Origin of the sequence: Lelliottia sp. CFBP8978 (genome assembly GCF_034046055.2) — a bacterium.
Lineage (GTDB): Bacteria > Pseudomonadota > Gammaproteobacteria > Enterobacterales > Enterobacteriaceae > Enterobacter.
Genome location: NZ_CM188253.1, coordinates 1947766 through 1964797, shown reverse-complemented (window position 1 = coordinate 1964797; position 17032 = coordinate 1947766). Strand labels below are relative to the sequence as shown.

Below are 17032 nucleotides of genomic sequence, written 5' to 3'. Positions count from 1 at the left end.
GGGCCTTTTTACAGCGGTAAGCGCTACTTCACCGTGACCAGTCTCGCCGGAACGATCTGATGCCCCACCTGAACATCTGATTTTTCAATCCGCTGCATGATTCTGTCCGCGAGGGTATAGCCCATCTCCCGCGCAGGCGTCGTTGCCCAGACGATGGGTAAATCATCCAGTGCGTGTTCGCCGACATCGGCGAAAGCCCCCAGCGCAACCTGATGGTCAAAGAACGCTTCTACACCGCCTTCTCCGCCCTGGCGGCCCGCACGCATCAGCCCAAACCACGCGCCCATCGCAATAATATCGTTATAGCAAATCACCGCGCTAATGGTCGGACTGCTGCGCAGCAGCGCCCCCATGGCCTCTGCGGCTTTCTTCTGGCTGGATTCACACTCCACCACCCACTCGCTGTGAAAGGGCAGACCATATTTGATAAGCGTCGCACAGTAGCCGCCCACGCGTTCGGCACGAGTCAGTGAAGAGCTTTTACCGCCGAGCCAGGCAATTCGCTGGTGACCGCGGCGAATAAGATGTTCGGTCAACATTTGTGCCGCCTGCATGTTATCCGGCCGCAGCGTGTCGGCTTCGTCGAGATAGCTCGCGCGCGAGGCGAAAACCAACGGGATACCTTTCACCGCCGCGCGTTCGCACAGCTCGCTGCCCACCCCCGATGCCCCGGCGATAATCACGCCGTCCACGCCCTGCGTCAGCAGCATATCCAGGCGAGAAAGCAGTTGCTCCGCCTCGCGTCCGCCGTGCATTAAAAAGACCATCCGCCCCTGCGCTTCCAGCGCTTCGGTAAGACCGGCGGTCAGCTCAGCGTAAAACGGCGATGTCAGATCGCGAACCATCAGGCCGATCACCCCGCTTTGACCACCGCGCAGCGACGCGGCCTGGCGGTTGCGCACAAACCCCAGTTGCTCCACGGCCTCGTTCACGCGCTGCCCGGTGGCAGGAGAGATGCGCCCTTTTCCACTGAGCACCAGCGAAACCGTACTGACCGAAACGCCTGCCGCCAGCGCAACGTCGTTAATGGTGATTTTCTTCGCAACAGACATGTAAACGCGTAACTCCCTGATGTTCAGTACGGTAAAACGTTTTATCAATACGTTATCTTTATACTGCGGATTAAAGCATGAGAATGTGATTCAGCGCGCACTAAACTTTGGTAAAACGTTTTATCTTTTCGCTGCGATGAAACAGGTACATCTATTTTAACAATAAAGGAGTCGTTTTATGACGGCGAAAGCAGCACAAAAAATATCGCTGTGGGAGTTTTTCCAGCAACTGGGTAAAACCTTTATGTTACCCGTGGCACTGCTCTCATTCTGCGGAATTATGCTGGGGATTGGCAGTTCACTGAGTAGCCATGATGTCATTACCTTAATTCCCTTCCTGGGCAATCCTGTGCTGCAGGCGATCTTTGTCTGGATGAGCAAAGTCGGCTCCTTTGCGTTTAGCTTCCTGCCGGTGATGTTCTGTATCGCCATTCCTTTAGGGCTGGCGCGCGAGAATAAAGGCGTCGCGGCGTTTGCCGGTTTTGTCGGATACGCGGTGATGAACCTGGCGGTCAACTTCTGGCTGACGGCGAAAGGTATTCTGCCCACCACCGATGCCGCCGTGCTTAAAGCCAATAATATTCAGAGCGTGTTGGGGATCCAGTCCATTGACACCGGGATCCTCGGGGCGGTTATTGCCGGTGTGATCATCTGGATGCTGCACGAGCGCTTCCATAACATCCGCCTGCCGGATGCCCTGGCCTTCTTCGGCGGCACCCGCTTCGTGCCGATCGCCACCCTGGTGGTAATGGGTCTGTTTGGTCTGGTGATCCCGCTGATTTGGCCGGTTTTCGCCATGGGTATTACTGCGATTGGCCGCATCATCAATAGCGCGGGCGACTTTGGACCGATGATTTTCGGTACCGGCGAGCGCCTGTTGCTGCCGTTTGGTTTGCAACACATTCTGGTGGCCCTGATTCGCTTTACCGAAGCGGGCGGTACGATGGATGTTTGCGGGCATGATGTGAGCGGCGCGCTGACGATTTTCCAGGCACAGCTCAGCTGCCCGACCACGCACGGCTTCTCCGAGAGCGCCACCCGCTTCCTGTCGCAGGGTAAAATGCCGGCCTTCCTCGGCGGCCTGCCGGGGGCGGCGCTGGCGATGTATCACTGCGCGCGTCCTGAAAACCGTCATAAAATTAAAGGGTTGCTGATCTCTGGCGTGATCGCCTGTGTGGTTGGCGGCACCACTGAGCCGATTGAGTTCCTGTTCCTGTTCGTGGCACCGGTGCTGTATCTTATTCACGCAGTCCTGACCGGTCTGGGCTTCACGACGATGGCTGTTCTCGGCGTCACCATCGGGAATACCGACGGCAACGTGATCGACTTCGTGGTATTTGGCATTCTGCATGGCCTGTCTACCAAGTGGTATCTGGTACCGGTTGTCGCGGCGATCTGGTTTGCGGTGTACTACGCGATTTTCCGTTTCGCCATTACCCGCTTTAACCTCAAAACCCCCGGGCGTGATACGGATACCGCCAGCAACGTTGAGCAGGCTGTCGTCGGGACCGTCGGTAAATCGGGGTATAACACGCCTGCAATTCTGGCGGCCCTCGGCGGCGCGGACAATATTACGTCACTGGATAACTGCATCACCCGTCTGCGCCTGTCGGTGAACGATATGTCGAAAGTCGATACCAACGCCCTGAAGGCAAACCGGGCGATCGGTGTGGTACAGTTGAATCAGCATAATTTGCAGGTCGTGATTGGCCCGCAGGTGCAATCGGTCAAAGACGAGCTATCGACACTGATGAGAACGGTAGAAGCCTGACGTCTCGCCCCCTTCTCTGAAGGGGGTTTTTACTTAAAGGACGAGAAAGATGTTCGATTTTTCCACCGTCGTGGATCGCCACGGCACCTGGTGTACCCAGTGGGATTACGTTGCCGACCGCTTTGGCGCTGCCGATCTCCTGCCATTTACGATTTCCGACATGGATTTTGCCACCGCCCCCTGTATCACCGATGCCCTGCAGCAGCGCATCAGTCACGGCGTGTTTGGCTATAGCCGCTGGAAAAATGACGCGTTTCTGGCGGCCGTTGCGCACTGGTTCCACCAGCGCTTTAACAGTCAGATTGACACCCATACTCTGGTCTACGGCCCGTCGGTCATTTATATGGTGTCGGAGCTGATTCGCCTGTGGTCGAAGCCCGGCGACGGGATCGTGGTTCATACTCCGGCTTACGATGCTTTCTATAAAGCCGTAGAGGGCAACCAGCGCCACATCGTTCCTGTCGCCATGGAGAAGCGTGCGACGGGCTGGCAGTGCGATATGGCAAAACTCGAAGCCGCGCTGTCACAGCCAGAGAACTCCCTTTTGCTGCTGTGCAGCCCGCAAAATCCGACCGGAAAGGTGTGGACCCGCAGTGAGCTGCAAACCATAGCCGGGCTTTGTGCGCGCCATAACGTGGCGGTAATCAGCGACGAAATTCATATGGATATGGTATGGGGAAATCATACACATACCCCGTGGAATGAGGTGGCCCGCGGCAAATGGGCGCTACTGACCTCCGGCTCCAAGAGCTTTAATATTCCCGCGTTGACCGGCGCTTACGGATTGATTGGCGACGACGAGAGCCGTGAGCAGTATCTCAGCGCGCTCAAAGGCCGCGACGGGCTTTCTTCCCCTTCCGTGCTGGCGCTGACCGCGCATATTGCCGCCTATCATCAGGGAGAGCCGTGGCTGGACGCGTTGCGTGACTATCTGGAAGCCAATCTGCATTTTATTGCGGAACGCTTAAACGGCGCTTTTCCGGCACTGAACTGGCAGCCGCCTGAAGCCACCTATCTTGCATGGATTGATTTGAGCGCACTCGGCATTGACGACAAAGCGCTGCAAAAAGAGCTGATCGAGCAGCAGAAAGTCGCCATCATGCCAGGCTACACCTATGGCGTGGAAGGAAACGGTTTTGTGCGCCTGAACGCCGGTTGCCCGCGTAGCAAGCTGGAGCAAGGCGTTGAGCGGCTGATTGCGGGGATTCATTCTCTGCTGTAACAGGTTGCGCAATGGAATATTCCATTGCGCAAATAGCTTTTTACCCGCAAATGTTTTTATAATGTGGCGCACTTTAACCAGAAAATGAGTGCGACCATGATTGATACACGTCTTCCTTTAACTGATATTCATCGTCACCTTGACGGCAACATCCGTGCCCAAACTATTCTCGATCTTGGCCGCCAGTTTAATTTATCCCTTCCCGCTCAAACCATTGAGACCCTCATTCCGCACGTTCAGGTGATCGCCAACGAGCCGGATCTGGTGAGTTTCCTGAGTAAACTCGACTGGGGCGTCAAAGTACTCGCCTCTCTGGATGCCTGTCGCCGCGTGGCCTTTGAGAATATTGAAGATGCCGCACGTAACGGGCTGCACTATGTTGAACTGCGCTTTTCTCCCGGTTACATGGCGATGACGCACAATCTGCCGGTTGAAGGCGTGGTTGAAGCGGTGATTGAAGGCGTACGCGAAGGGTGTAAAGCCTTTAACGTTCAGGCGCGTCTGATTGGCATTATGAGCCGTACCTTTGGCGAGGCAGCCTGTTTGCAGGAGCTGGAAGCCTTACTGGCGCATCGCGATCGTATTACCGCCATCGACCTCGCCGGTGATGAGCTGGGCTTCCCGGGAAGTCTGTTCCTTTCCCACTTCAACCGCGCGCGCGATGCAGGCTGGCATATTACGGTGCATGCGGGTGAAGCCGCTGGCCCGGAGAGCATCTGGCAGGCGATTCGTGAGCTGGGCGCTGAGCGTATTGGTCACGGCGTGAAAGCCGTTGAAGATCGTGCTCTGATGGACTTCCTTGCCGAACAACGCATCGGTATTGAATCCTGTCTGACATCCAATATTCAGACCAGCACCGTCGCCTCGCTGGCGCAACATCCGCTGAAAACGTTCCTGGACCACGGTGTTCTGGCTTCGTTGAATACAGACGATCCGGCGGTTCAGGGTGTTGATATTATTCACGAATATAACATTGCAGCGCCTCAGGCTGGCCTGAGCCGTGAACAGATTCGCCAGGCGCAAATTAACGGCCTTGAGATCGCGTTTTTAACCGCGGCAGAAAAAGCAGCGCTGCGCGCGCAGGTAGCAGGCTGACAACAAAAAGGCCGGCAAATTTGCCGGCCTTTTTCATGGCGGTTGGTCTACGCCAGACAGAGCGTCGAGCGATGCTTCGCGGATTCCATCCCCAGCTCGATCAGTTCCATAATCTGGATGGCCTGACTGGCCGGTACCGGGTTTTCACCCGTCCCGTTCAGCGCATCACGGATTCCGGCATAATAAGCCGGATAGTTACCCGGCAGGGTCAGCCAGGTTTCCTGCACCTGCTCTTCGCCTTCGACACGCGTCAACACGCCGTCGCGCATGTCGTAGCCCCAGTCTTCCTGCGGCAGGCGTTCCCCGTTTTTCAGCCGGTCTTCCTGCGGATCGAGGCCAAACTTCACGTAGCTACCGCGGGTGCCGTGAACGATATAACGCGCCGATTCCGCCGCCGCCAGCATCGTGCCGTGCAGGACAATTCTGCGCTGCGGATAGCTTAAAATCGCGTGAAAATAGTCCGTGGCCTGTGCGCCCGGGCGAAGCTGCGCCAGATCCACCGTCATACTGACAGGCAGACCAAACAGATTGACGGCCTGGTCGAGCAGATGAGGAGCCAAATCATACCAGATCCCACTCCCCGGCCCGCCCTGCTCACGCCAGCGGTTACGCACCTGCGGACGGAAGCGGTCAAAATGCGATTCGAAATAGGCCACTTCTCCCAGCGTCCCCTCGCCGATCAACGCTTTAACCGTCAGGAAATCACTGTCCCAGCGACGATTATGGAATACCGAAAGGAGGCGTCCCAGGCTTTTGGCCAGCGCATCCAGCTCACGCGCCTGCGATAACGTCACCGTAAACGGTTTATCCACGACAACATGTTTGCCAGCCTCCAGCGCGGCTTTTGCCAGCGGGAAGTGGGTGTCATTTGGAGTAGGAATGACGATCAAATCAATATTGGGATCGTTGAACAGATGCTTCGGTTCAGAAACCACCGGCACGGCAGGCCAGTCGGCATGCACTTTAGACGCATCGCTGCTCGAAACTGCCGCCAGCTCCATGCCTGACGTTCCGGCAATTAAGGGAGCGTGAAACGTTTTACTGGCGTAACCATAACCAATCAATCCGACGCGGATTTTGTCATTCATGTCGTTGCCTCTCGTCTTGTCATACTCACATTTTCACACTATCAACGATGTCGTCACAATAGATTAATAATGTGTTATGCAAAGTAAAATAGCATGTCCCACCAGATATCTTTGTTACATTCATATAACCTACTGAATTAATGAAGAGAAACCGTTCCCAAAGCGCTTGCGCACGTTGAAACCGCGCTGTAACATTCCGGGGATGTATTTATGGATAAATCACGAATAAGAATCATGACGTCAGTTATTAATCGAATCATTGAATTAGCGGGATGGGTCGTCCTGGGTGTTTCCGTCATTTTGCTCGGCGTGGCCAGCCATATAGATAACTATCAGCCGCCTGAGCCTGTTGCAGCCGTCCAGCCAAAGTAACGTTGACGGGCAAAAGAGTGACATATGCTGTCAGTGGGATATTGCCAGCGATCTGAATCAGAGTTAACCTTCTTTCCCGGGCGTCGTCCGACGCCTGTTATCACCAGAGAATACTCCTAATTTCGCCTTAACACCTGAGTGGGCTGTTTACGTCTTTATTTAACCGTTTATTATTCGGGCGAATTACCCTACTGGTGCGATTTACTTTTTAAAAAATGGAAGATAATTAATATGACAGTTCAGGATTATTTATTAAAATTTCGTAAGATCAGTTCTCTCGAGAGCCTGGAAAAACTGTTTGATCATTTGAACTACACGCTGACCGATAACCAGGAAATTATCAATATGTACCGCGCCGCTGACCATCGCCGCGCAGAGCTGGTCTCCGGTGGTCGTCTGTTCAACGTTGGTGAAGTTCCCAAATCCGTTTGGCGCTACGTGCTCTAAGGGGATAGCCATCTGCGCGAAATGTTATATACTCACGCCCCGGCCAATTGCCGGGTCATATTTTGCGCAGACTTAACGGAGATAACATGACCACATCACCCGGAGAAAAGATCGGAGGCTGGTTGCTCGCCCCGCTTGCCTGGTTACTGGTTGCCTTATTGAGCGCATCATTAGCGCTGCTGCTTTATACCACGGCGCTCGTGACGCCCTATGCATTAAAGAATTTGACCTCGCAAAATACGCTCAATATTGCCCTGTGGTTTATTTCTTTCGGGTTTGCCATCGCCATGTGGTACTACACGCTGTGGCTGGCCATCGCCTTCTTTAAGCGCCGTCAGAAAGTGCCTAAGCACTATATTATCTGGCTGCTTATTTCGGTTCTGCTGGCTGTGAAAGCCTTTGCTTTCTCGCCGGTTTCTGACGGGCTGGCGGTACGGCAACTGCTGTTCCCGCTTCTGGCTGCAGCGCTTTTCGCACCCTACTTCAGACGCTCTGCCCGTGTGAAGAAGACCTTTGTGAATCCGTAATAACCCTACAGTTAACCTGTTGTCGCTTGTTGTGCTTTATCCGATAATAAGCGGCTTTTTTATTTCAGGCTGAATAATGACTGATTACTTACTGCTTTTTGTCGGAACGGTGTTGGTTAACAACTTCGTACTGGTGAAGTTCCTTGGCCTTTGCCCGTTCATGGGGGTTTCCAAAAAGCTGGAAACAGCCATGGGGATGGGCCTGGCGACCACATTTGTGATGACGCTGGCCTCGATTTGCGCCTGGTGGATAGACACCTGGATCCTGATCCCGCTGGGCCTGATCTATCTGCGTACCCTGGCTTTTATTCTGGTGATTGCCTTTGTGGTGCAATTCACGGAAATGGTGGTGCGTAAAACCAGCCCTGCGCTGTATCGTCTGCTGGGGATTTTTCTGCCGCTCATTACCACCAACTGCGCCGTTCTGGGTGTCGCGCTGCTTAACATTAACCTTGGGCATAATTTCCTGCAGTCCGCGCTGTACGGTTTCTCCGCCGCCGTGGGATTCTCACTGGTCATGGTTCTGTTTGCGTCAATCCGCGAGCGGATGGCCGCCGCCGATATTCCGGCACCCTTTCGCGGTAACGCCATTGCGCTGGTGACGGCGGGATTAATGTCTCTTGCCTTTATGGGCTTCAGTGGTCTGGTGAAGTTGTAATGAATGCTATCTGGATTGCCATTGCCGCCATCAGTGTTCTGGGGCTGGTTTTCGGCATTATTTTGGGTTATGCCTCGCGCCGCTTTGCGGTCGAGGGCGATCCGGTTGTTGAAAAAATTGATGAGCTGCTGCCGCAAAGCCAATGCGGGCAATGCGGCTATCCTGGCTGTCGCCCTTACGCTGAAGCGGTGGGTAGCCAGGGTGAGAGTATTAACCGCTGCGCGCCGGGCGGCGAAGCCGTCATGCTCAAAATCGCTGCGCTGTTAAACGTGGATCCTCAGCCCATAGGTGGCGACGAAAGCGCGCAAGAGCCAGCTCGCGTCCTGGCGGTGATTGATGAGGCAAACTGTATCGGCTGCACAAAATGCATTCAGGCGTGTCCGGTTGACGCCATCGTCGGCGCGACCCGAGCGATGCATACCGTCATGGCGGATTTGTGTACGGGCTGCAATCTCTGTGTGGCCCCCTGCCCGACGCAATGTATCGAACTGCGTCCGGTTGAAACGACTCCCGATAGCTGGAAGTGGGATCTTCAAACCATTCCAGTTCGCATAATTCCTGTGGAACACCATGCTTAAGTTATTTTCTGCTTTCAGAAAAGAGAAGATTTGGGATTTCGATGGCGGTATTCATCCGCCAGAGATGAAAACCCAGTCCAGCGGTACGCCGCTGCGCCAGATCCCGCTGGCAAATCGTTTTGTCATTCCGCTGAAACAGCACATTGGCGCTGAGGGCGAGCTGTGCGTGAAAGAGGGTGACTCTGTTCTGCGTGGTCAGCCGCTGACCTTCGGGCGCGGGCGTATGCTGCCGGTGCATGCCCCCACCTCCGGAAAAGTCGTGGCGATTGCTCCTCATACGGTTGCCCACCCTTCTGCACTGGCCGAACTGAGCGTGATTATCGAACCTGACGGCGAAGACCGCTGGTGCGATCGTGAAGGCTGGAGTGATTATCGTGCCCAGAGCCACGAAGCACTTATTGAGCGCATCCATCAGTTTGGCGTCGCGGGCCTCGGTGGCGCGGGTTTTCCGACCGGGACGAAACTGCGCGGCGGCGGCGATAAGATCCAGACGCTGATCATCAATGCCGCGGAATGTGAACCCTATATCACCGCCGATGACCGCCTGATGCAGGATTGCGCCGCACAAGTTGTGGAAGGCATCCGCATTCTTGCGCATATTTTACAGCCGCGCGAAGTGCTGATCGGGATCGAAGATAATAAACCTCAGGCTATTTCAATGCTGCGCGCAGTACTGGCAGGCAGCCACGACATTAGCCTGCGCGTGATCCCCACGAAATATCCGTCTGGCGGTGCGAAACAGCTCACCCAGATTTTGACCGGCAAGCAGGTTCCCCACGGTGGCCGCTCCTCTGACATCGGCGTGCTGATGCAAAACGTCGGTACGGCGTATGCGGTGAAGCGTGCGATTATCGACGGCGAACCCCTGACCGAGCGCGTGGTGACGCTGACCGGGGAATCGGTCTCTCAGCCTGGCAACGTGTGGGCGCGTCTCGGAACGCCTGTACGCCACCTGCTGGAACACGCCGGATTTTGTCCGGGCAGCGAGCAAATGGTGATTATGGGCGGCCCGCTGATGGGCTTTACCTTGCCATGGCTTGATGTACCGGTCGTTAAAATCACCAACTGCCTGCTGGCACCGTCGGCCAGTGAAATGGGTGAAGAGCAGGAAGAAAAAGGCTGCATCCGCTGCAGCGCCTGCGCCGATGCCTGTCCGGCCGATCTGTTGCCTCAACAACTTTACTGGTTCAGCAAAGGTCAGCTCCACGATAAAGCGACAGCCCATAATCTGGCAGACTGTATTGAGTGCGGTGCCTGCGCCTGGGTTTGCCCAAGCAGCATTCCGCTGGTGCAATACTTCCGTCAGGAAAAGGCCGAAATTTACGCCATTTCTCTTGAGGATAAACGCGCGGCGGAGGCCAAAGCCCGCTTTGAAGCGCGTCAGGCTCGTCTCGAGCGTGAGAAAATGGCGCGCCAGGAGCGTCACAAACAAGCCGCGGTGCAACCTGCTGAGAAAGATCAGGATGCCATTAACGCTGCCCTGGCTCGGGTTCGTGAGAAAAAAGCATCTGCGGCACAGCCGGTGGTGATTCCTGCCGGTGAGACGCCTGACAACAGCGAAGCGATTGCCGCGCGCGAAGCGCGTAAAGCGCAGGCGCGCGCACGTCAGGCTGAAAAAGCGCAAAACGCAGCGTCGGGTGAATCACCGGCATCTGATGCCCCTGTCGATCCGCGCAAAGCAGCGGTCGAAGCCGCCATTGCCCGCGCCAAAGCGCGCAAGGCCGGACAGCAGGAAGAGCCTTCTGCCCCGCAAACGCCTGTCGATCCGCGCAAAGCAGCGGTCGAAGCTGCCATTGCCCGCGCCAAAGCGCGCAAAGCCGGACAGCAGGAAGAGCCTTCTGCTCCGCAAACACCTGTCGATCCGCGCAAAGCAGCGGTCGAAGCCGCCATTGCCCGTGCCAAGGCGCGCAAAGCTGAACAACAGGAAGAGCCTTCTGCTCCGCAAGCGCGTAAGGCCGGACAGCAGGAAGAGCCTTCTGCCCCGCAAACGCCTGTCGATCCGCGTAAAGCAGCAGTTGAAGCCGCCATTGCCCGCGCTAAAGCGCGCAAGGCCGGACAGCAGGAAGAGCCTTCTGCTCCGCAAGCGCCTGTCGATCCGCGCAAAGCGGCGGTTGAAGCCGCCATTGCTCGCGCTAAAGCGCGTAAGGCCGGACAGCAGGAAGAGCCTTCTGCCCCGCAAACACCTGTCGATCCGCGTAAAGCAGCGGTTGAAGCCGCCATTGCCCGCGCCAAAGCGCGTAAGGCTGAACAACAGGAAGCCGAGCCCGCGGCAAACGATGACCCACGCAAAGCCGCAGTCGCCGCCGCGATTGCGCGCGTTCAGGCTAAGAAATCCGCACAGCAGGTAGTAAACGAGGAATAAATGGTTTTCAGAATCGCAAGCTCTCCCTACACCCATAACCAGCGCCAGACATCGCGCATTATGATGCTGGTTTGTCTGGCGGCTCTGCCCGGTATTGCCGTGCAGTTCTGGTTTTTTGGCTGGGGAACACTCTTTCAGATAATCCTCGGCTGTGCGAGCGCTCTGGGTGCCGAAGCGCTGGTGCTGAAGCTGCGCAAGATGCCCGTCTCACGCATTCTTGCTGATAACTCCGCCCTGCTGACGGGGCTGCTGCTGGCGATCAGTATTCCGCCCTTTGCCCCGTGGTGGATGGTCGTGCTGGGTACGGTTTTCGCCGTGATTATTGCCAAGCAACTGTACGGTGGCCTTGGGCATAATCCGTTCAACCCGGCGATGATTGGCTACGTGGTTTTACTGATCTCCTTCCCGGTGCAGATGACCAGCTGGCTCCCACCGCAGGAGATTGCGGCAACCGTACCGGGCTTTATGGATGCGTTGCAGGTGATTTTCACCGGCCATACGACCACGGGTGGCGATATGACGACCCTGCGTATGGGCATCGACGGCATCAGCCAGGCAACGCCGCTCGATACGTTTAAAACGTCTCTGCATGCAGGCCATAGCGTGGAACAGATCATGAAGTCACCGATTTATAGCGGTGTGCTTGCCGGGGCGGGCTGGCAGTGGGTGAATCTTGCCTATCTGGCTGGCGGCGTATTCCTGCTGTGGAAGAAAGCCATTCGCTGGCATATTCCGGTCAGCTTCCTGGTCACGCTGGCGCTGTGTTCCGCGCTGGGTTGGGTATTTTCATCGCAACCGCTGCCGAGCCCGCAGCTACATTTACTCTCCGGTGCAACCATGCTGGGCGCATTCTTTATTCTGACCGACCCGGTCACCGCCTCGACTACCAACCGTGGACGGCTGATTTTCGGCGCACTGGCGGGCCTGCTGGTGTGGCTGATTCGCAGTTTTGGCGGCTATCCGGACGGCGTGGCATTTGCTGTTCTGCTGGCAAACATCACGGTACCACTCATTGACTACTACACGCGCCCTCGCGTGTACGGCCATCGCTAAGGGACACACCATGCTGAAAACCATGCAAAAACACGGTGTGACGCTGGCGATTTTCGCCGCAGCGCTGACAGGGCTGACCGCACTGGTTAACGAACTGACCAAAACGACCATTGATGAACAAGCCGTAAAACAGCAGAAGGCATTGTTCGACCAGGTGATCCCTTCTGATTTTTACGATAACAATTTACAGAACAGCTGCTTTATTGTTCAGGCTCCACAGTTAGGCAAAGGCAGTCACCGCATTTTTATTGCCCATAAAGGCGATAATGCAGTGGGTGCGGTGATGGAAGCGACCGCACCTGATGGCTACTCTGGCGCGATCCAACTGCTGGTGGGAACAGATTTTTCAGGTACGGTGCTAGGCACGCGAGTCACTGAACATCACGAAACGCCAGGACTGGGAGATAAAATCGAAGTTCGCTTAAGCGACTGGATCCTCCATTTTGCCGGAAAAGTGATTCACGGCGAAAATGATACCGCCTTTGCGGTGAAGAAGGATGGCGGTGAATTCGACCAGTTTACCGGCGCCACCATTACTCCCCGCGCGATCGTTAATGCGGTAAAACGCGCCGGGCTCTATGCTGAAACGCTACCCGCCCAGCTTAACAATCTTCCCGCGTGTGAGGAGTAATCATGAGTCAGGTTAAAGAGGTTATCGTTCAGGGACTGTGGAAAAACAACTCCGCGCTGGTGCAGCTGCTGGGGATGTGTCCGCTGCTGGCGGTCACATCGACCGCGACTAATGCCCTGGGCCTTGGGCTGGCGACCACGCTGGTGCTGACCCTCACCAACTTATCCATTTCTGCTCTGCGTCGCTGGACGCCTTCAGAAATCCGCATCCCGATTTACGTGATGATTATCGCTTCTGTGGTCAGTATCGTGCAGATGTTGATCAACGCCTATGCCTTTGGCCTGTATCAGTCTCTGGGGATCTTTATCCCGCTGATCGTGACCAACTGTATTGTGGTGGGCCGCGCTGAAGCCTTTGCGGTGAAAAACGATCCGCTGATCTCAGCGCTGGATGGTTTTTCAATAGGTATGGGTGCAACTTGCGCCATGTTTGTACTGGGATCGATGCGTGAAATCCTGGGTAACGGCACGCTGTTTGATGGCGCTGATGCCCTGCTGGGCGGTTGGGCAAAGGCGCTACGCATCGAGGTGTTCCATACCGATACGCCATTCCTGCTGGCGATGCTGCCACCGGGTGCTTTTATTGGCCTGGGCATGATGCTGGCGGTTAAATATCTGATTGATGAGAAACGTAAACGCCGTGCCGCCGAGCGCAGCGTTCAGGAAGGGATCCCCGAGAAGAGTGTATGAACAAAGAGAAACGCCTCGCGATTTTGACCCGCCTGCGTGATAACAATCCTCACCCAACGACGGAGCTGAACTTCAGCACCCCTTTTGAGCTGCTGATCGCGGTGCTGCTCTCAGCTCAGGCGACGGACGTCAGCGTTAACAAAGCGACAGCAAAACTCTACCCCGTCGCTAATACGCCGCAATCAATGCTGGAGCTCGGCGTTGATGGCGTGAAGAGCTATATCAAGACTATTGGTCTGTTCAACAGCAAAGCCGAGAATGTCATTAAGACCTGCCGCATCCTGCTCGACCAGCACGGCGGCGAAGTGCCGGAAGACAGAGCCGCGCTGGAGGCTCTGCCTGGCGTGGGGCGTAAAACGGCGAACGTAGTGCTCAATACGGCGTTTGGTTGGCCGACCATTGCGGTCGACACGCATATTTTTCGCGTTTGCAACCGCACGAATTTTGCGCCGGGCAAAAATGTCGAACAGGTAGAAGAAAAACTGCTCAAGGTCGTTCCAGCCGAGTTCAAAGTAGACTGCCATCATTGGCTCATTTTGCACGGGCGCTATACCTGCATCGCGCGCAAACCGCGCTGCGGCTCCTGCCTTATTGAAGATTTGTGCGAATTTAAAGAAAAAGTGTATCCCTGAAGTCTTTCTGCATAACACCCGCACAAATCAATCCCTTACAAAGAAAGGTGATACTGCCATCACTTTCTTTGTCCATTTATTATCCGCTTTTCACACTTATCAGCGTGGTGAATGTTCGGTTCATTAACACTTCAACAGGTTAATTGTTTTTTCGTCAGCGAAATTTTCTATATATCTGTGATCGAGATCACTCTGATAACGTGATGTTGTTTTTTTGTTGATAAAAACCAGATAAGCCTTTGCGCAGACACGCCATCACCCTCTCATATCGACAGATTAAACCAGTCATTTTTCAGATTATGGACCATATGACTGCAATGTTGACAATTTAGCAGAACATATCGCCATAAGCGCCCATTTGCCGCCCTTATGCAGTCAAAAAAACCACTATTTCACAGGCTGAAAGATTTAACGCTAAATAACATTTATATGATCCGAGTATTATACCACCTCGGTTATATGTAACAGAGTATTACAAACGTATTGCCAGATGGGTCAGGATAGTGAACATTACCCGCCGTTTCCCCTCCCAATATAACTATAAGGCGAATGGACTTCGGTCATTACGCTATGAACACCCCCGTTAATATGGGATGTAAAAAAAGAGGTATATGTGTCTACTGCAAACAAAAAACCAACAGATGAAAGCGTGAGTTTAAACGCCTTCAAACAGCCAAAAGCGTTTTATCTCATTTTCTCCATCGAGTTGTGGGAACGTTTTGGTTATTACGGCCTGCAAGGGATTATGGCTGTATACCTGGTGAAACAACTGGGTATGTCGGAAGCGGATTCCATCACGCTGTTCTCTTCTTTTAGTGCCCTGGTCTACGGTCTGGTTGCTGTCGGTGGCTGGCTGGGTGATAAGGTACTGGGTACCAAACGCGTTATCATGCTGGGTGCCATCGTTCTGGCCATTGGTTACGGTCTGGTGGCATGGTCCGGCCACGATGCTGCGGTTGTCTATATGGGTATGGCGACCATTGCGGTAGGTAACGGTCTGTTCAAGGCAAACCCCTCCTCTCTGCTTTCTACCTGTTATAACAAAGACGATCCGCGTCTGGACGGTGCATTTACCATGTACTATATGTCCATCAACATCGGTTCGTTCTTCTCTATGCTGGCAACGCCGTGGCTTGCCGCGAAATTCGGCTGGAGCGTGGCGTTTGCACTGAGCTTCGTCGGGATGCTGATCACCGTTGTGAACTTCCTGTTCTGCCGCAGCTGGGTGAAAGACTACGGTTCTAAACCTGACTTTGCGCCGGTTCACATGGGTAAACTGCTGGCCACTATCGCAGGCGTTATCGTTCTTGTTGCCGTGGCGACATGGCTGCTGCACAACCAGGGCATTGCCCGTATGACGCTGGGCGTGGTTGCTCTGGGGATCGTGTTTATCTTCGGTAAAGAAGCGTTCGCGATGCAGGGCGCAGCCCGTCGTAAGATGATCGTGGCTTTCATCCTGATGGTCGAAGCGATTGTGTTCTTCGTCCTGTACAGCCAGATGCCGACCTCGCTGAACTTCTTCGCGATTCGTAACGTTGAGCACTCTATTCTGGGTATCGCGTTCGAGCCGGAACAGTATCAGGCCCTGAACCCGTTCTGGATCATGATTGGTAGCCCGATTCTCGCCGCTATCTATAACAAGATGGGCGACCGTCTGCCGATGCCGCATAAGTTCGCTATCGGGATGGTGCTGTGTTCAGGTGCGTTCCTCGTGCTGCCGCTGGGGACCAAATTTGCCACTGATGCCGGTATCGTTTCTGTAAACTGGCTGATCCTGAGCTACGCGCTGCAGTCTATCGGTGAACTGATGATCTCCGGTCTGGGCCTGGCGATGGTGGCACAGCTGGTGCCGCAGCGTCTGATGGGCTTCATCATGGGTAGCTGGTTCCTGACAACCGCTGGCGCAGCGCTGATTGCAGGTAAGATTGCTAACCTGATGGCGGTCCCGGAAAACGTGACTGATCCTCTGGTTTCACTGGAAGTTTACGGTCGCGTCTTTATGCAAATCGGTATTGCCACTGCGGTTATCGCCGTGCTGATGCTGCTGACTGCACCAAAACTGAACCGTATGACTCAGGACGACGACAAAACGGCTAAGGAAGCGGACACCGCTACCGCCTGAATGTCATCGGGAAACGACTGAAGAGAAGCCGCTAACTGTGCGTTAGCGGCTTTTTTTTTATCCTCGCTGGCACTAACATAATCACAACCTCAGCAAAAAGGAGTTACCGATGAAACTGTTCTATAAACCAGGCGCCTGCTCTCTTGCCTCCCACATTATCCTGCGTGAGAGCGGCAAAGACTTTACGCTGGACAGCGTAGACCTGATGAAAAAGCGTCTGGAGAATGGCGAAGACTTTCTCGCAATCAATCCAAAAGGACAGGTTCCGGCTCTGCTATTAGACGATGGCACATTGCTCACCGAAGGGGTGGCGATTATGCAGTTCCTGGCGGATACCGTGCCCGATCGCCAGCTGCTGGCACCCACCGGGGGAATAGCTCGTTATAAGACGCTGGAATGGCTGAACTACATCGGCACCGAGTTGCACAAAGGGTTTACGCCGCTGTTTCGCCCGGATACTCCTGAAGAGTACAAACCCACCGTTCGCGCTCTACTGGAGAAAAAACTGCAGTACATTAATGAGTCGCTGAAAGACGGCCAATGGATTAGCGGCCAACGCTTTACCATTGCTGATGCCTATCTGTTTACGGTCTTACGCTGGGCGCGCGCCGTGAAGCTGAACCTGGAAGGGTTAAACCACATTGATGCTTATATGGATCGCGTGGCTGCACGCCCGGCCGTTGCGGCAGCGCTGAAAGCTGAAGGGTTGAATTGATTTAAACGAAGTGTGCCG

The 17032-nt window shown here is 54.7% G+C and carries 17 protein-coding genes; 15 read left to right on the top strand and 2 right to left on the bottom strand.

Annotated features, from left to right (window positions below):
- Window positions 1–23: 23 nt before the first annotated feature.
- Window positions 24–1052: a Mal regulon transcriptional regulator MalI gene (locus tag SOM82_RS09240; protein ID WP_320459359.1), complete on the bottom strand. Its 1029-nt coding sequence runs from the start codon at window positions 1050–1052 to the stop codon at window positions 24–26.
- Between the two features lie 178 nt (window positions 1053–1230).
- Between SOM82_RS09240 and malX the strand changes: the two genes are divergently transcribed.
- The 3 genes from malX (at window position 1231) to add (ending at window position 5140) form a co-directional block, all read left to right on the top strand.
- Window positions 1231–2823: a maltose/glucose-specific PTS transporter subunit IIBC gene (gene malX, locus SOM82_RS09235; protein WP_154125278.1), complete on the top strand. Its 1593-nt coding sequence runs from the start codon at window positions 1231–1233 to the stop codon at window positions 2821–2823.
- Window positions 2824–2872: 49 nt separating this feature from the next.
- Window positions 2873–4045: a MalY/PatB family protein gene (locus SOM82_RS09230; protein WP_320459358.1), complete on the top strand. Its 1173-nt coding sequence runs from the start codon at window positions 2873–2875 to the stop codon at window positions 4043–4045.
- Between the two features lie 96 nt (window positions 4046–4141).
- Window positions 4142–5140, top strand: a complete 999-nt coding sequence (gene add, locus SOM82_RS09225) for an adenosine deaminase (RefSeq protein WP_320459357.1) — start codon at window positions 4142–4144, stop codon at window positions 5138–5140.
- Window positions 5141–5187: 47 nt separating this feature from the next.
- On the opposite strand, the gene SOM82_RS09220 is transcribed toward add, so the two are convergent.
- Window positions 5188–6228 (bottom strand): oxidoreductase, encoded by a 1041-nt coding sequence (locus SOM82_RS09220; protein ID WP_320459356.1) that lies wholly within the window; start codon window positions 6226–6228, stop codon window positions 5188–5190.
- A gap of 246 nt (window positions 6229–6474) precedes the next feature.
- Here SOM82_RS09220 and blr point away from each other — a divergent pair, with 246 nt between their 5' ends.
- The 12 genes from blr to gstA all read left to right on the top strand — a co-directional run bounded on the left by blr (window position 6475) and on the right by gstA (window position 17014).
- Window positions 6475–6600 carry a division septum protein Blr gene (gene blr / locus SOM82_RS09215; protein WP_320459608.1) on the top strand — a complete coding sequence of 42 codons (126 nt, stop codon included), beginning with the start codon at window positions 6475–6477 and terminating at the stop codon, window positions 6598–6600.
- 231 nt (window positions 6601–6831) lie between these two features.
- On the top strand, window positions 6832–7047 hold the full coding sequence (gene ydgT, locus SOM82_RS09210; protein ID WP_154125273.1) for a transcription modulator YdgT: 216 nt from the start codon (window positions 6832–6834) through the stop codon (window positions 7045–7047).
- Window positions 7048–7133: 86 nt separating this feature from the next.
- Complete coding sequence (locus SOM82_RS09205; protein ID WP_154125272.1) at window positions 7134–7574, top strand: DUF2569 domain-containing protein; 441 nt, start codon at window positions 7134–7136, stop codon at window positions 7572–7574.
- A 76-nt stretch (window positions 7575–7650) separates the two neighbouring features.
- Window positions 7651–8232, top strand: coding sequence for an electron transport complex subunit RsxA (rsxA, locus tag SOM82_RS09200; protein ID WP_100780381.1), 582 nt, complete (start codon window positions 7651–7653; stop codon window positions 8230–8232).
- On the top strand, window positions 8232–8810 hold the full coding sequence (gene rsxB / locus SOM82_RS09195) for an electron transport complex subunit RsxB (protein WP_154125271.1): 579 nt from the start codon (window positions 8232–8234) through the stop codon (window positions 8808–8810). The genes rsxA and rsxB overlap by 1 nt, the downstream gene beginning before the upstream one ends.
- Window positions 8803–11172, top strand: coding sequence for an electron transport complex subunit RsxC (gene rsxC / locus SOM82_RS09190; protein ID WP_320459355.1), 2370 nt, complete (start codon window positions 8803–8805; stop codon window positions 11170–11172). The genes rsxB and rsxC overlap by 8 nt, the downstream gene beginning before the upstream one ends.
- On the top strand, window positions 11173–12225 hold the full coding sequence (gene rsxD / locus SOM82_RS09185; RefSeq protein ID WP_320459354.1) for an electron transport complex subunit RsxD: 1053 nt from the start codon (window positions 11173–11175) through the stop codon (window positions 12223–12225).
- A gap of 10 nt (window positions 12226–12235) precedes the next feature.
- Complete coding sequence (gene rsxG / locus SOM82_RS09180; RefSeq protein WP_320459353.1) at window positions 12236–12856, top strand: electron transport complex subunit RsxG; 621 nt, start codon at window positions 12236–12238, stop codon at window positions 12854–12856.
- A gap of 2 nt (window positions 12857–12858) precedes the next feature.
- The gene (locus tag SOM82_RS09175; protein ID WP_154125267.1) at window positions 12859–13545 is read left to right on the top strand and encodes an electron transport complex subunit E; all 687 of its coding nucleotides are present in this window, start codon (window positions 12859–12861) and stop codon (window positions 13543–13545) included.
- Window positions 13542–14177 carry an endonuclease III gene (gene nth / locus SOM82_RS09170; RefSeq protein WP_320459352.1) on the top strand — a complete coding sequence of 212 codons (636 nt, stop codon included), beginning with the start codon at window positions 13542–13544 and terminating at the stop codon, window positions 14175–14177. The genes SOM82_RS09175 and nth overlap by 4 nt, the downstream gene beginning before the upstream one ends.
- A gap of 613 nt (window positions 14178–14790) precedes the next feature.
- Entirely contained in the window at window positions 14791–16299 is a 1509-nt protein-coding gene (gene dtpA / locus SOM82_RS09165; RefSeq protein ID WP_320459351.1) for a dipeptide/tripeptide permease DtpA, read from the top strand.
- Between the two features lie 109 nt (window positions 16300–16408).
- Entirely contained in the window at window positions 16409–17014 is a 606-nt protein-coding gene (gstA, locus tag SOM82_RS09160) for a glutathione transferase GstA (RefSeq protein ID WP_154125265.1), read from the top strand.
- Window positions 17015–17032 lie beyond the last annotated feature (18 nt).